This window comes from Pseudomonas sp. P5_B2, assembly GCF_056400445.1.
Map to the genome: position 1 here is coordinate 1 of NZ_JBFULH010000080.1, position 14,432 is coordinate 14,432.

At 59.1% G+C, this 14,432-nt stretch carries 12 protein-coding genes and 1 pseudogene; 6 read left to right on the forward strand and 7 right to left on the reverse strand.

The genetic code is table 11. From position 1 onward, the window contains the following. Positions 1–179, forward strand: a pseudogene (locus tag AC1DRJ_RS10085) (LysR family transcriptional regulator); the annotation flags it as partial. 69 nt (positions 180–248) lie between these two features. Next, positions 249–3,527 carry a sensor domain-containing protein gene (locus AC1DRJ_RS10090; protein WP_477802006.1) on the forward strand — a complete coding sequence of 1,093 codons (3,279 nt, stop codon included), beginning with the start codon at positions 249–251 and terminating at the stop codon, positions 3,525–3,527. 103 nt (positions 3,528–3,630) lie between these two features. Here AC1DRJ_RS10090 and AC1DRJ_RS10095 read toward each other — a convergent pair whose 3' ends face one another. Further along, positions 3,631–4,002 (reverse strand): DUF6124 family protein, encoded by a 372-nt coding sequence (locus tag AC1DRJ_RS10095; protein ID WP_477802007.1) that lies wholly within the window; start codon positions 4,000–4,002, stop codon positions 3,631–3,633. A 262-nt stretch (positions 4,003–4,264) separates the two neighbouring features. Continuing rightward, positions 4,265–4,834 (reverse strand): DUF4174 domain-containing protein, encoded by a 570-nt coding sequence (locus tag AC1DRJ_RS10100; RefSeq protein ID WP_477802008.1) that lies wholly within the window; start codon positions 4,832–4,834, stop codon positions 4,265–4,267. Positions 4,835–5,014: 180 nt separating this feature from the next. On the opposite strand from AC1DRJ_RS10100, the gene AC1DRJ_RS10105 reads away from it, so the two are divergent. Continuing rightward, positions 5,015–5,383, forward strand: coding sequence for a VOC family protein (locus tag AC1DRJ_RS10105; RefSeq protein ID WP_477802009.1), 369 nt, complete (start codon positions 5,015–5,017; stop codon positions 5,381–5,383). On the opposite strand, the gene AC1DRJ_RS10110 is transcribed toward AC1DRJ_RS10105, so the two are convergent. The 4 genes from AC1DRJ_RS10110 to AC1DRJ_RS10125 form a co-directional block, all read right to left on the reverse strand. Next, a complete protein-coding gene (locus tag AC1DRJ_RS10110) occupies positions 5,380–7,614 on the reverse strand; it encodes an ATP-binding protein (protein ID WP_477802010.1) in 2,235 nt (744 codons plus the stop codon). The genes AC1DRJ_RS10105 and AC1DRJ_RS10110 overlap by 4 nt on opposite strands. Further along, on the reverse strand, positions 7,611–8,210 hold the full coding sequence (locus AC1DRJ_RS10115; protein ID WP_477802011.1) for a biliverdin-producing heme oxygenase: 600 nt from the start codon (positions 8,208–8,210) through the stop codon (positions 7,611–7,613). Before AC1DRJ_RS10115 ends, AC1DRJ_RS10110 begins: the two co-directional genes overlap by 4 nt. A 190-nt stretch (positions 8,211–8,400) precedes the next feature. Continuing rightward, a complete protein-coding gene (locus AC1DRJ_RS10120) occupies positions 8,401–9,186 on the reverse strand; it encodes a sulfite exporter TauE/SafE family protein (RefSeq protein ID WP_477802012.1) in 786 nt (261 codons plus the stop codon). Positions 9,187–9,408: 222 nt separating this feature from the next. Continuing rightward, positions 9,409–10,158, reverse strand: coding sequence for a hypothetical protein (locus AC1DRJ_RS10125; RefSeq protein WP_477802013.1), 750 nt, complete (start codon positions 10,156–10,158; stop codon positions 9,409–9,411). A gap of 231 nt (positions 10,159–10,389) precedes the next feature. Here AC1DRJ_RS10125 and AC1DRJ_RS10130 point away from each other — a divergent pair, with 231 nt between their 5' ends. Beyond that, positions 10,390–11,211 (forward strand): aldo/keto reductase, encoded by an 822-nt coding sequence (locus AC1DRJ_RS10130; RefSeq protein ID WP_477802014.1) that lies wholly within the window; start codon positions 10,390–10,392, stop codon positions 11,209–11,211. Between the two features lie 30 nt (positions 11,212–11,241). Next, on the forward strand, positions 11,242–11,712 hold the full coding sequence (locus AC1DRJ_RS10135) for a DUF1810 domain-containing protein (RefSeq protein WP_477802015.1): 471 nt from the start codon (positions 11,242–11,244) through the stop codon (positions 11,710–11,712). Here AC1DRJ_RS10135 and AC1DRJ_RS10140 read toward each other — a convergent pair. After that, complete coding sequence (locus AC1DRJ_RS10140; protein ID WP_477802017.1) at positions 11,677–14,037, reverse strand: DNA polymerase II; 2,361 nt, start codon at positions 14,035–14,037, stop codon at positions 11,677–11,679. The genes AC1DRJ_RS10135 and AC1DRJ_RS10140 overlap by 36 nt on opposite strands. Before the next feature lie 188 nt (positions 14,038–14,225). Between AC1DRJ_RS10140 and AC1DRJ_RS10145 the strand changes: the two genes are divergently transcribed. Then, a partial coding sequence (locus AC1DRJ_RS10145) for a hypothetical protein (protein WP_477802016.1) occupies positions 14,226–14,432 on the forward strand: 207 nt, incomplete at its 3' end.

Consider the following 14,432-nt stretch of genomic DNA (forward strand, 5'->3'; position numbering starts at 1 on the left):
GGAGCGTATTGCCGCGCACGATGCTGGATGAACAGGTTGCACGAATACCCTTGCCGGGCATACAACTGACTCGCCAGCTAGGCTATATCTTGCATACCGAAAGGACGCTATCGAATGCGGCAAGGGCCTTCATGGCTTTGCTGGATGCACAAATCGATCTGCCTGGGACCCATGGCTAACGTGTGCTACGCCTACAGAACCGCAAAAACTTGCGCTTAACGCCCATTTCCGCCCAAGGCCCGCTGCCAATGCCGAAAACTGTTGACCGTATTCCACCGATGCCACGTATTCAGTCGCTTGACCTGAAACGAGCTGAGCTGAGCTGGGAAAGCGCGCCGCAATTGCTCGCCGCCCTCACTGGCGCACGGCTGGGAGCCTGGTATTGGGACATCGAGCGCGGGCACATCAGTTGGTCGCGGGGGACTCAGGCGCTGTTTGGTTTCGATCCGTATAAGCCGTTGCCCGAGAATCTGGAATACCTCGACTTGCTGCCACCGGAAGACCGGGAGAAAACCGTCCGCGCATTCCATGCGGTCATTGCCGGCGCGCCACTTCAACAAGCGATGCATCACCGTATCCGCTGGCCCGACGGCAGCTTCCACTGGCTGGAGATCAGCGGCAGCCTGCTACCGGACCAACACGGCCGGCCGCGCATGATTGGAGTGATTCGCGATATCACCCATCAGCGTCAGCGCGAACAAGCCCTGAGCAGCTCGGAAAAACGCTTCGCCACGCTGTTTCACCTGTGCCCGAACATGGTGTTGCTGACCCRCCAGGAAGACGGCCTGATCACCGAAGCCAACCAGTACTTTGAAAGCCTGTTCGGCTGGCCCCTGCAACACGCGATAGGCCGCACCACGCTGGAACTGGACCTTTGGGTTCACCCGGAACAACGCGCCGAACTGGTTACGGCCACCAAGGCCAAAGGGGGTGTGTTCAGCATGGAAGTACAGTTTCGTGCCAGCAACGGGCAAATCCACAATGGCCTCCTCAGCGCACAAAGGGTTGAACTCGAAGGCCAGCCGTATTTGTTGAGCACCTTCCTCGACACCACCGAAAGTAAAGTCGCCGAACAAGCCCTCAAGGACAGCCAGGAACGTCTCGACCTCGCCCTGGACTCGGCGCAACTCGGCACCTGGGACTGGCACATTCCCAGCGGCATGCTCTACGGCTCGGCGCGGGCCGCGGAGTTGCACGGGCTGGAGGCCAAACCCTTCCATGAAGCTTTCGATGAGTTCTTCGAAGGCGTGCCCGGCGAAGAGCGCAACACCATGCGCGACGCCTATCGCAGTCTGCGCGAAGGCCCGGCCGGCAATTATCAACTGACCTACCGCGTACAACTGCCGGACGGTAGTTCGCGCTATCTGGAAAGCCGCGCCCGCCTCTACCGCGATGAAAACGGTGTACCGCTGCGCATGGCCGGCACCCTGCTGGACATCACCGATCAGGTGGAGCGCGAACAGCGACTGGCGGCATCCGAAGAAAAATTCGCCACACTGTTCCAGGTCAGCCCGGATCCGATTTGCGTGACAGACCAGGACACCGGCCAGTTCATCGAGATCAACTCCAGTTTTACCCAGACCTTTGGCTGGAGCGCCGCCGAAGTGATTGGCCACAGCGCCGACGAGATTGGCCTGTGGGACGCTGCGGCAAACAGCCCTCAACGGATCGAACAGATCATTCGCGAACAAGGGCTGGACAACGCCGCCATCGTCGCCCGGCACAAGGACGGGCAATCCCTGACCTGCGTGATTTCCAGCCGTCAGATCAGCGTTGGCAACCAGCCCTGCATCGTTACCACCTTGCGCGATATCTCCCACCAGCAACGCTCCGAAGCGGCACTCAAGGCCAGTGAAGAGAAGTTCGCCAAGGCGTTCCATTCAAGCCCCGACGCCATCACCATTACCGAGCGCGATACTGGGCGCTATCTGGAGGTCAACGACGGCTTCTGCCGCCYGACCGGCTACCGCGCGCAAGAAGTGATCGGTCGCACGGCGTATGAAGTGGGCATCTGGGCCGAAGGGAAACAACGTTCGGCGTTGCTGGCCGAACTGCAGTTCAAGGGCCGCGTGCATCACAAGGAAATGCTCGGGCGAAATAAAGACGGGGAGTTGCTGACCGTCRAAGTCTCAGTCGAGCCGATCACCCTCAACGAAACTGCCTGCCTGTTGCTGACGGCTCGCGACGTCAGCCTGTTGAAAAACGCCGAAGCGCAGATCCGTCACCTGGCTTACCACGACCCGCTGACCAACCTGCCCAACCGCGCCTTGCTGATGGAACGCCTGAGTCAGCAAATCGCCTTGCTCAAGCGCCATAACCTGCGGGGTGCATTGCTCTTTCTTGACCTCGATCACTTCAAGCACATCAACGACTCCCTCGGTCACCCGGTCGGCGATACGGTGCTGAAAATCATCACCGCGCGACTGGAAGCCAGCGTGCGCCTGGAAGATACCGTGGCGCGGTTGGGCGGCGACGAATTTGTGGTGTTGCTCAGCGGTCTGGAAGGCTCGCGCAATGAAGTCAGTGCCGAGGTTCAGCAAGTGGCCGACACGTTGCGAGAACTGCTGTCGGAACCGATGTTCCTCGATGGCCAGCGTCTGCAAGTGACGCCAAGCATTGGCATCGCGCTGATTCCGGACCACGGCTCGACCCCGACCGACCTGCTCAAACGCGCCGACATCGCGCTTTACCGCGCCAAGGACTCGGGGCGCAACACCTCGCAGATGTATCACAACGCAATGCAGAAGGCTGCCAGTGAACGCCTGCGCATGGAAACCGACCTGCGCCTGGCCCTTTCCCGGGGCGAGTTTCATGTGCATTACCAACCGCAGGTCGACGCCCGGGGTAATCGCATCGTCGGCGCCGAAGCGCTGGTGCGCTGGAACCACCCGGAACTCGGGGCGCAATCCCCGAGCGAGTTCATCAAGGTGCTGGAAGACAGCGGCCTGATTCTTGAAGTCGGCACCTGGATAATCGACGAAGCCTGCGGGGCCTTCAAACAACTGGTTGCCAAAGGCCTGGTCAATCCGCTCAGTTTCAGCCTGTGCGTAAACATCAGCCCGAGGCAATTTCGCCAGACCGATTTTGTCGAGCGCATCGAAAACAGTCTCACCAGCCATGGCCTGCCCTGCTCGCTGCTGAAACTGGAAATCACCGAGGGCATCGTCATTCAGAACCTGGAAGACACCATCAACAAAATGCGCCGTTTGAAAAAACTCGGCGTGAGTTTCGCGATGGACGACTTCGGCACCGGCTACTCTTCACTGACCTACCTCAAGCGCTTGCCGGTCGACACCCTGAAAATCGATCAGTCGTTCATTCGCGACGCAACTACTGATCCGAACGATGCCGAGATCATCCGTGCCATTGTCGCCATGGCTCGCAGCCTCGAACTCAAAGTTATTGCCGAAGGCGTGGAAACGCCGGAGCAGCTGGAGTTTTTGCAGGGGCTGGGCTGCGATTTTTATCAGGGGTATCTACACAGCRGGCCGTTGCCGATAGAGGAGTTTCAAAAACTCCTCAAATAACGCGGCCTTTCCAGCAGCTGCTACAACAATTGCGTTACCGCAGAAAATGCTTAACTGATCGGCATTAGCCCTTCAAGGTCGTCCATTTTCGTTGAATGCCTGCTTAATGCCGAGTCACTGGCTGACCGGCAGAAGCATCGTCACGCGAACCAAGGTTGTCCCGCACGTGAGTCACCAACAACTCGGCGACCATCGCCAACTGCTGAATGGAAAACACTTCACCGCGATTCGGCCCTTCCAGTTTTGCGGCAAAGTTTTCGAGCAGGGCAGTCAGTGACGCGAGAGTGTCGCAGGCTTGTCTTAGCAGGGTCAGTGTGTCGACGCCGGGGGCAATAGCGAATATCGGCTGCGGCGAGGTAAGACGCCTGGGCCGCGCGGTAACCGACACTTTTGCGGTTTCACCCACCTTCGCGGGAGCGGGATGCTCGGCATCGGTTGGGGTTTGCGGTTGTTGAGGCTTGCTGAACTTTTTCACAGGCGAGGCTCCTTTTTTCCACGGGTGTTTTCGTCCTTGGGTCCCTCAATGTCGCGGACTTCCATGAAGGCTAGCGATGCGAGCTGTAGGACACCAGTTCATCAAGTGCTACACGACTTGAAGGAAATTTCCGAAGCCAATGAAGGCGGGTACTTCACCTGAAAAAATGAGCGATCGTGACAGTCGGGTATCGCTATAACGGGTAACCACACAACCTGTGGGAGCGAGCCTGCTGTGGCGAGGGGGCTGTTCAAAAGGCCTTTCAGTCATCCGGCATTTCCGGCTGCTTGGCGGTTTTGCCCGATTTTCCAGGCTTGGCGCCCTTGGTGGCTTTGGCATCTTTGGCAGGATCGGCTGCAACAGGGGCCGCTACCGTCGGCGCGGGCGCTTCTTTCTCCGCCGCTGGCAGGGCGTCGATGGTCTCGAATATCTTCTTCAAATCGACCGACTTGGATTCATCCCCCGAACTCTCAAGCTTCTTCTCGCCGTCCTTGCCGATCAGGATCACTTTGGGCAACGCCCCCGCCCCGAGTTTCAGGGCGCGGATCAGTGCCATGGTGTCCTGCTGACCGAGATCCCTGCCGTCGAGCTGGCCGAACATATTCAGCACGGTGTACACCCTGATATTGCGCTGGGCGATACCGTCCTTGTTGGCCGGATCGTCCAGCGACTTTTTCAGGCCCGTCCAGACCGGGTCGACGGTACTCGTCGCAATGACAATCAATGGCCGCGACCTGCCTTTGTCCATGTCCAGCGGTGAATCACTTTCGGCTGCGAGCAAGGGACCGGCGAAAGCCAGCAAGGTTGCCAGGGTCAAAAACCTGATGAGCATGCGCATCTCCTTTTGATAACCACGCTCTAATGATTGCGCATCGCGGCGTTCGTTCCGGGCGACGTACCGCAATTGCGTTTCGCCTTGACCCAAGCTTAGGTCAGGGCGGTCATTGCGCAACAGACTGGGCTAATCTCAAAGCTCATAATGATCTACCTGAACCGCCGTGAGGACCTCTCCATGAGCGCTCAGTTGAACCACACCATTGTCTGGTGCCGCGACAAGCAGGTATCGGCTAATTTCCTCGCCGAGCTCCTCGGCCTGCCCGCCCCCGAGCCTTTCGGCCCGATGTTGATCGTCAAATTCGACAACGGCGTGTCGCTGGATTTCTATAACAACGAACCGCCGATTGCATCCCAGCACTATGCGTTCTTGATCGGTGACGACGACTTCGACAAAGCCTTCGCGCGCCTGCAAACACGCGGCCAACCGTGGTGGGCAGACCCGGGCAAGCAGCGGCCAAAGGAAATCAATGAATACGCCGGGGGACGGCGGGTGTATTTCGATGACCCGGACGGGCATCTGCTAGAAATTTTGACCCGCACCTAAGCCACAGCCATCACCAACGCCGGAATGGAAAAGGTAAACACGCTGCCCGCTCCCGGCTCGCTGTGCGCCCAGAGCTCCCCGCCATGGGCCCGCACTATTGCGCGGCAGATATACAACCCCAAGCCACTGCCGTTGGGGTTACCTTCACGGGTCGACCAGTATCGTTCGAAAATGTGGGGCAAATGCGCGGCTTGGATGCCGCTGCCATTGTCGCTCACCGAAATCAGGACCTGGCCGTCCACCTGCCAGGCATTGAGGTCAATGCGCCCGCCCGCCGGGGTGAATTTGATCGCGTTTCCCAGCAGGTTCGACAGCACTTGAAACAGCCGCTGGGGATCGGCATCGAAGCGCAGCCCTTGGGCGCTGGTGCAGTTGAGTTCGATGTTTTTGTGCGACGTCAGCGTCACCAGCAACGCACAGGCCTGTTCAAGCAATTCGACGACATCCAGCGGTTTGCACTCGAGCGGGTAGTGACCGGCGTCGAGTTTCGACTTGTCCATCAGATCGGCGATCAGGGCGTTCATCCGGCCAGTCGCGTCCTCCATGGTGTCCAGCGCGGCGTTCATGCGCACGGTGTGCTTGCCTTCATCCCGGGCGACCAGGCGCTGCATCATTCCGCATTGCATGATGATAATGGTCATCGGATTGCGCAGGTCATGGGACACCACCGCCACCAGCTCGTCACGCTCGCGAACCGCTTCATGCTCGCGGTGAACCTGACGGGCCAGGTCATTCTCGATGGCGCTGCGGCGCAGTTCACTGGCCGCGTAAAAATCCACCGTGCTCCACTCCCGTGCGCGCCCCTCCACCCGCTGTTCCCACAACGCAAACGAGGTTCGCGGTTGCAAGCGGTTGTCAGCCCCGGCACTGAAATGCTCATCAGGATTGCCACTCCACTTCATGCTGGAGCGCAGTTGCGCCCTGAACCACATGACGCCGTTATCGATCGGTTTTGGCAGTACGAAGGCCAGTAGACCGCTGGCCACATCGCTGTAAAGCGCGCTGGAGCCGTGGCAAGTGTGCAACGCATCGGTCAACAGCGGCTCGCCACTCTCCAGGCATTGCTCGCGTACCCACAAGTACAGCGCTCGCACCTGCTCATCCGTCGGGCACCCACCGAATAGATGGAGACGGTCTTCGATCAGCACCKCCACACCACTGGCGCCGGTCAGTTCCTGTAATGGCAGCGGGTTGTTGATCAACCCCTCCAGCACATCGCCGTCAGCCTGGCGCATTGCCGCCGTCAGTTCATTGATCAAGCGGGACTTCTGTTCACGCTGTTGCTGTTCGTTTCGCGTTTGCAGTGCCGTGATCTGCATGCTGAGCAACTGGGCAATGGCCGCGCACAGGGTGCGCACAGAATGGCTGACCAGCAGCGGTTGCGGATGGGCACAGGTGATCAGCCCCCAGAGTTGCTCGTTGGCCAGCAGCGACAAGCTCATGGAGCCTCTCACGCCCATGTTTTCCAGGTACTGGCAGTGCACCGGCGACACACTGCGCAACAGCGAAAAGCCCAGGTCCAGTGGTTGTCCGGTATCCGGGCGCAGCACCGGAAGGATCGGCACCGGCACATAGCGTGCGTCCGGAATCACCCGAATCCAGTTCAGGCGATACAACTCGCGGGCCTGAGGTGGAATGTCCGACGCGGGGAAACACTGGCCCAGGTAACCGGGTAACACACCGCCCAACGCTTCACTGATGACTTGCCCATGCCCCGCCGGCTCGAAGCGATACAGCATCACCCGGTCAAAGCCCGTCAGCAGGCGGATTTCATCAACGCTGACACTGTACAAGTCCTCCAGTGTCGTCGCGGCCTGCATTCGCCGCAGGGCACGCAACAGAATCGCGGTGTTGTCCTGAACAACGTCGAGCAGCAGTTCCAGTTCGAGAATGACCACACCGTCATGACGGCTGAGCGTTGCGTTGAAGCGTTCAGCACCGATCTCCAACACCACGGGGTTGGCATCATCCAGACTGCTCGACAACAGTGCCTGGCGAACCCGTTCTGCCGCCGTGACACCCGCCAATGTCGCGAAAGGTCGTTGCAGTAAAGCGGCGGCGGTCTGATCGAACACGGCTGCACAATTACAGCTGATCTGCTGAATGATCAATGCAGGTTCACTCAACGTCAGCAGCACGCCGTGTGGCTGAATCGCCCCCGGAACCCGGATCGCTTCGCGGGCGCACTCGGCGAGTGCGGCATCGAGTTGTTCGTCGGTGAGGCGCTTCATATCAAGACCTCGCGGTGCTCAAGCCAGGCTTCAAAGGCCTCGAATGTCGCCTGCGCGGCCACCACCGAGCGCGCCCGTTCAAGCGGATTGCGCACCTCATACAGACACGCCAGAAAACTGCGCCACATCAGCCCGGTTGCCGTGCCATACACCGCAAGAAAACGACCGCCCTGGCTCTCATCGATACCCAGGCGTGAGTACAACCCGCTACTCAGTGACTGCCCGCCCAGCGTTGCGCCCTCCAGGACATACAACACACCCAGCACACGGGCGACGGAGTCGGTCTGGAAGGCAAATGTGCATAAAGGGATGGCCTCAATGGCCGCAGCATCGAGCCCCAAGGCATACAGGTCAGCCTCTAGCGACGGGGTTTTACTGCGAATCAGCCAGTCCAGATCGGGAATGGTCATTGCCACCTGAAACAACCGGTTTTCCAAGGGCCGATAGAAACCGTAGTAGGCCTCGATCAGGCGGGTGTACAGCCGTCGATCGACCGTGAAGAACGGAATGCGTAATTCCAGAGCCTGGTGCTGCCGGGTCGTGGCGGCGCGCAGTTCACTGAGAATCAGCGGCAGGTGTTTGGGAGGGGCGTTCACGACAGTGTGTCGAGGCAATACCCGGCATCGTGGAGGTGACCTTTAGCGATAGGGATTAACGCAAACACGTGCCACCTCTTCCTTGTCGATCACGGAGGAATGCCGACAAGTCATTCACGGACGAATGATGGCTGGCTTTTCACCGTAGCACCTAACGGAGGATGGGGTGGGTTTGTTTGAGAAAACCTGCTTAAAACGCCAATTTGTAGCCAATCAGCACCAACATCGTCGCCAGACAAGGGCGCAGCACCTCATCGGAGATCTTGCCGGTCAAATGACTGCCCAACCAGATACCCGGCAGCGAACCGATCAGCAGGTAACCCAGCACGTGCCAATCCATGTTGCCCATGCTCGCATGGCCAAGACCGGCGACCAGGGTCAGCGGTACGGCGTGGGCGATTTCCGTCCCGACGAGACGACGGGTTGGCAACAGTGGATACAGGATGAAGAGTGCCACGGTGCCAAGGGCGCCAGCACCGATGGACGTCAGGGCGACCATAGCGCCCAGCACCAGACCGGTGATGACCGTCATCACGTTGAGGCGCTTGCCACTGGGGTTGTAGTTGCCGCCGGCGCGTTTGTGAGCAAAGTCGAGCAGCTGCTTTTTGAACAAAATCGCCAGTGCCGTGGCGAACAGAACGAAGCCCAGCGCTTGTTTGATAATGGCATTCATCGTTTCTGGCGCGGTGTGCAAGCTGCTCAGAAACCACAGCGTCAACGCCACGGCCGGCACGCTACCAAGGGTCAGCCAGCCGGTAATCGCCCAGTCGATGTTGTTGTTTTTCCTGTGAACCAGCACGCCACTGGATTTGGTGATCGCCGCGTACAGCAGATCGGTACCGACCGCTGTCGCGGGATTGATGCCGAACCACAGCAGAATCGGGGTCATCAACGACCCACCACCGACGCCAGTCATGCCAACAATAAAGCCAACAACCAACCCGGCAACGACCAACCCGATGTTCACTAAATCCATTGATACATCCACAAAGAGCGCAGGAGAAATCTGGCCCGCAGCATAGCGATTTTTCTTATAACCACTTATATCGATGCGAACTATCGTTATATCCGAGATGTAAAAACACCCTATTCCCTCTAGGAGCCGAGCGTGCTCGCGATAGCGGTATAGCATTCAGCATATGTGTTGGCTCACAGTCCGCCATCGTGAGCAAGCTCGGCTCCTTCAAGGAATTGGGGTTTATTGCACCGGCAGGAAATTCAGAAACAGCAGGCTTTGTGCGTAGTTCAAGCCGATGCGTCTGTACCGTTCGTCCAGCATCTGCGTCAGCAAATCCAGCCGCGCAACGATCTTGCCGAACTCCACGGCAAAACTCAGGTTGCTGCCCTCCTCGGAGATCTCATTGGAGAACAGCAACGGCTCGCCTTGTTTGTTTTGCCGTTGACTGAGAATCCACGTGGCTATCTCGATGTTGCGCGCGGCGTTGCTGACGAACGTCGGGTTGATCGCGTCTGTCATGTAGAACTCCAGGCGATTGCCGTGAGCGGTCACCAGCATGCTGCCGATGGCATAAATGAAGGCGCCGACCCGGTCACCGAGAAACTCCGGGCTCATGGCATACCTGAGCGCTGCCAGGTCTTTTTTGCCGCCTAGGGTGGGCAGTGGCTGTTGCTCTTCAATGGCCATGCGCACTTGCTTGCCAGCCGTTCGGGCGTTGAGGAAGCCGGATTTTTTCAGCTCATCGGGGTTGCGCAGGTAGAGCTTGCTCATCAACACGTAGAGGCTGTTGAGGTTGTCACGCATCGCCAGCGTGGCCATGCGGTCAACGCTGGTCTGGAGAAACTCCTGGGGGCGGCCTTCGCGAAACTGGCTGACGATGTCATTGCCCTGCTGCTGGCTGCAACCGCTGACAAAGAGCAGTGCCAGACAAACCAGAAGCGAGCAACGGCGGTGGATCGGTGGGGAGTTTGGGGGTAAAACTCGAGCCATGGGTTCTTGAACTTGGGCATGGGCCAACGGAGGGGATCGCCGCCGGCTGCCCAAGGATAGAGCCACCAAAGCAAGAAAAGTGCAGTGCCGGTGGTCCGTGAACACGCAGACCAGCCTTGAAAGCTGAGATTTCGTCTTGTTCGCTATCATCAGGAATCTGCCATCCTCAGGAACAACGACGTAATTTTGCTGCCAATCTATTATTCACCGAGTCACAGAGTGGAGGTTTTCATGCGCACGCTTGAATTGGCCGGCGTCAATGTACCGGTCGTCGGCCAAGGCACTTGGCGTATGGGCGAGGATCCCTCGGCGTACGCGTGTGAAGTCTCGGCCCTGCGGTTGGGCATAGAGTTGGGCATGACGCTGATCGACACCGCGGAAATGTACGCTGAAGGTGGCGCCGAGGAAGTGGTCGCAGAAGCCATCACCGGTCTGCGCGACAAGGTCTTTCTGGTCAGCAAAGTCTACCCGCACAACGCCAGCTGCCAAGGCATCCCGCAGGCCTGCGAGCGCAGCCTGCGGCGCTTGAAGACCGAATACATCGATTTGTACCTGCTGCACTGGCGCGGCGAGTATCCCTTGGAGGAAACCGTAGAAGCCTTCGAACGCCTGCGTGAGGATGGCAAAATTGGCCGTTGGGGCGTGTCCAATTTCGATATGGACGACCTGCACGAACTGAACTCACCGGCCTGCGCCRCCAATCAGGTGCTCTACAACCTGCAAGAGCGCGGCATCGAATTTGATTTGCTGCCCTGGAGTCAACAGCATCGCCAGCCATTGATGGCGTACTGCCCAATCGGTCAGGGTGGAGAAATGCTGGCCCATCCTGCGCTTGAAAAGATTGCCGTCCGTTACGAGGTGACACCGGCCCAAGTCGCGCTGGCATGGATCCTACGGCAGTCAGGTGTGATTGCCATCCCCAAAGCGGTCAAACCCGACCATCTACAATTAAATGCACAAGCCCCGCAATTGCAGCTCGATCCCGGGGATCTGGAGGCGCTGGACCACGCGTTTCACGCGCCACAACGCAAACAGCGATTGGCCATGGTCTGAGCCATCGCCGTATTGTCAGAGGGTTTCTGCATGAGAAGCACCGATCAGCTCGATGCTTTCAACTTGCCACGTTTCGTCAAGGCTCAAGACCCGGTATTCAAGTGGGTCCAGGAAGAACTGGGTGCAGGTAAAAAACGCCGCCACTGGATGTGGTTCATCTTTCCCCAGCTTGCCGGGCTAGGGGGAAGCGAAATGTCCCGATACTTTGCCATTAGCTCCGACGAGGAAGCTCTGGCGTATCTGGAACATCCGCTGCTGGGTCCCCGACTGCGCAGCTGCACGCAATTGGTCCTGAACGTCAAACAGTGCTCGGTCGCCGATATTTTCGGTCATCCCGACGACCTCAAATTTCACTCGTCGATGACACTGTTTGCCCAGGTCTCCCCCGACGACAGCCTTTTTCATCGGGCCCTTGCGCAGTATTTTCACGGTATACCGGATGCCTGGACGCTGTCGTTGCTGGACTTAAAACAAGCCCAACTGCCCACCAATCAGGGTTGAGAAGTCGTCGTCCACAAACGGCAGGATCGCATCCGCCACCGGTTGCAGCTGCCGGGTGACGTAGTGATCGTAGTCGATGGGGGCGCTACGGATCTCCAGCGGCTCGGGTCCGGCGACAGTGATCACGTAGCTGATCCAGCCGCCGTTCTGGTATTGACGCGGACGGCCCTGACGGTCGTTGAAGTCATCAGCAATGCGCGCCGCACGCACGTGCGGCGGTACGTTGCGCTCGTAGTCGTCGAGGGTGCGGCGCAGACGCTTGCGGTAGATCAGACGGTCGTCGAACTCGCCTGCCAAGGTCTTTTGCACGTAATCGCGTACGTAATCCTGATAAGGCTTGCGATGGAAGATCCGCGAGTACAGTTCCTGCTGAAATTGCCGGGCCAAGGGCGACCAGTCGGTGCGCACGGTTTCCAGGCCTTTGTAGACCATCTCATCAGTGCCATCGGCGCGGGTGACCAAACCGGCGTAGCGCTTCTTGCTGCCCTCCTCCGCGCCACGGATGGTCGGCATCAGAAAACGTTTGTAGTGGGTTTCGAACTGCAATTCCAACGCACTTTCCAGCCCGTACTCCTCACGCACATGTTCGCGCCACCATTGGTTGACGTGGTCTACCAGCGCATGTCCGATTTGCGCGGCCTCCTCTTGCCCATGGGCGCGGCGCAGCCAGACGAAGGTGGAATCGGTATCGCCGTAAATCACCGTGTGGCCTTGGGCTTCGATCAATAGCCGGGTGCGCAGCATGATCTCGTGGCCGCGCAAGGTGATGGACGATGCCAGCCGCGTGTCGAAGAAACGGCAGCCGCTGGAGCCGAGCACGCCGTAGAAAGCATTCATGATGATCTTCAGCGCCTGGGACAGCGGCGCGTTGTGTTCGCGCTTGGCGGTTTCGCGGCCTTCGGCCACACGGGCGACGATGGCCGGCAGGCAATGCCGGGTTCTGGAAAAGCGCGCCCCGCGAAAACCCGGTACCGAGTCGCTGTCATCAGGATGCTGCAAACCTTCAATCAGCCCGACCGGGTCGATCAGGAAGGTGCGGATAATCGACGGATAAAGGCTTTTGTAGTCGAGTACCAGCACCGATTCGTACAGGCCCGGTTGCGAGTCCATGACAAAACCGCCGGGGCTGGCCTGCGGTGACTTGCTGCCCAGGTTCGGCGCCACAAAGCCCTGACGGTGCATCAGCGGCATGTAAAGGTGAGTGAACGCAGCGACCGAACCACCGCTGCGATCCGCCGGCAAACCGGTGACGCTGGCGCGCTCCAGCAAGAACGTCAGCAGTTCGGTCTTGGCGAAAATCCGGGTGACCAGTTCGCAGTCTTTGAGGTTGTAGGTGGCGAGGGCCGGTTTGTCCTCGGCGAACATGCGGTTGATTTCGTCCATGCGCTGGTACGGCGTGCTGATCGCCTTGCCTTCGCCGAGCAAGGTTTGCGCGACGTTTTCCAGGCTGAACGAGGGAAAGTTCCAGGTCGCCGAACGCAGGGATTCGATGCCGTCGATGATCAGGCGCCCAGCTGCTGCGGCGAAGTAATGGTTGCGGCTGCCGTGTTCGCGCCACTGCATCTCTTCTCCGCCGCGCCCAAGCTTGAGCGGTACGCCCAGGCGTCGGGCGTGTTCATGGAGGACGCGCAGGTCGAACTGCACGACGTTCCAGCCGATGATCGCGTCCGGGTCGTGGCGGGCAAACCATTCGTTGAGCTTTTTCAGCAGCACGGTTCGCGAGTCGCAGTATTCGAGCTGGAAGTCCACCGCGCTGGCGTCGCCGTTGGGTGGCCCGAGCATGTACACCTGGCGCTCACCGCAGCCTTCCAGGGCAATGGAATACAACTCGCCCTGAGCGGTGGTTTCGATGTCCAGCGAGACCAGCCGCAGGTTGGGCCGGTAGGTCGGGTCGGGTTTCATCTGCGCGTCGAGCAGCAGCCCCTCGTCGTTGGGCGTGCCGCCAAAGATCACCGGCGCCGTGATGAACCGCTCCATCATGTAGCGCTCCGGCGGGCGAACGTCGCCCTCGAACATCTCGACTCCGGCCTTACGCAATGCGGTTTCCAAACGCATCAACTGACTGTGCTGCTGGCAATACAGGCCAAGAACCGGGCGGTGTTCGAAATCCAGCAGGGCCAAGGGCTTTAGCTCGACGTTTTTCTCGCCGTACAGCACCTGTTGCGCTTGCTCGCGCTGGACGGCCGGAATGAACGCCACCGACGGTTGATGAGGCAGGCGGATACGCCGGGGACCGGTATCGGTCGCCAGCCAGAATTCGACTTCCGTGCCGGCCGGGGTGTCGCGCCAATGCCGGGTCAGGACGAAGCCCTGCTGTAAATCCACCACTGCGACCTCACGTATTGATTCAAGTGGGGATTCTACGCGTCATTGTGCAATGACGTCGCAGCGCATGTTGAAGCCCCTTCTGACCTGTCAGATCTGACAGGTTACACACCGCGTCTTCATTGGTAGCATCGATTAATCCAACTCTTTCCCAATGACCGGTGCACGGCATCGCAGGAAACTGAAAGATGAATCTCGCCGTGCATCACAACACCCCCTCCGTTGCGGTCAATGACGGCCGCGGCCTGGCAATCTGTCAGGTGGCGTATCTGCGCAAGGCTGACGGATCAGTGGAGTCGCTTATCACCCGACACCAGTATGACGTCGCGGGCAGGCTGACAGCGCAATGYGATCCACGCCTGACCGGTTCACCCAGAGCTAATCTGATGAATGTC

Excerpts from the sequence above, each read along its gene's own strand:
- AC1DRJ_RS10100 (WP_477802008.1), bottom strand. The coding sequence starts at position 4,834 with ATGCTCATCAGGTTTTTGACCCTGGCAACCTTGCTGGCTTTCGCCGGT.
- AC1DRJ_RS10105 (WP_477802009.1), top strand. The coding sequence starts at position 5,015 with ATGAGCGCTCAGTTGAACCACACCATTGTCTGGTGCCGCGACAAGCAG.
- AC1DRJ_RS10120 (WP_477802012.1), bottom strand. The coding sequence starts at position 9,186 with ATGGATTTAGTGAACATCGGGTTGGTCGTTGCCGGGTTGGTTGTTGGC.
- AC1DRJ_RS10125 (WP_477802013.1), bottom strand. The coding sequence starts at position 10,158 with ATGGCTCGAGTTTTACCCCCAAACTCCCCACCGATCCACCGCCGTTGC.
- AC1DRJ_RS10135 (WP_477802015.1), top strand. The coding sequence starts at position 11,242 with ATGAGAAGCACCGATCAGCTCGATGCTTTCAACTTGCCACGTTTCGTC.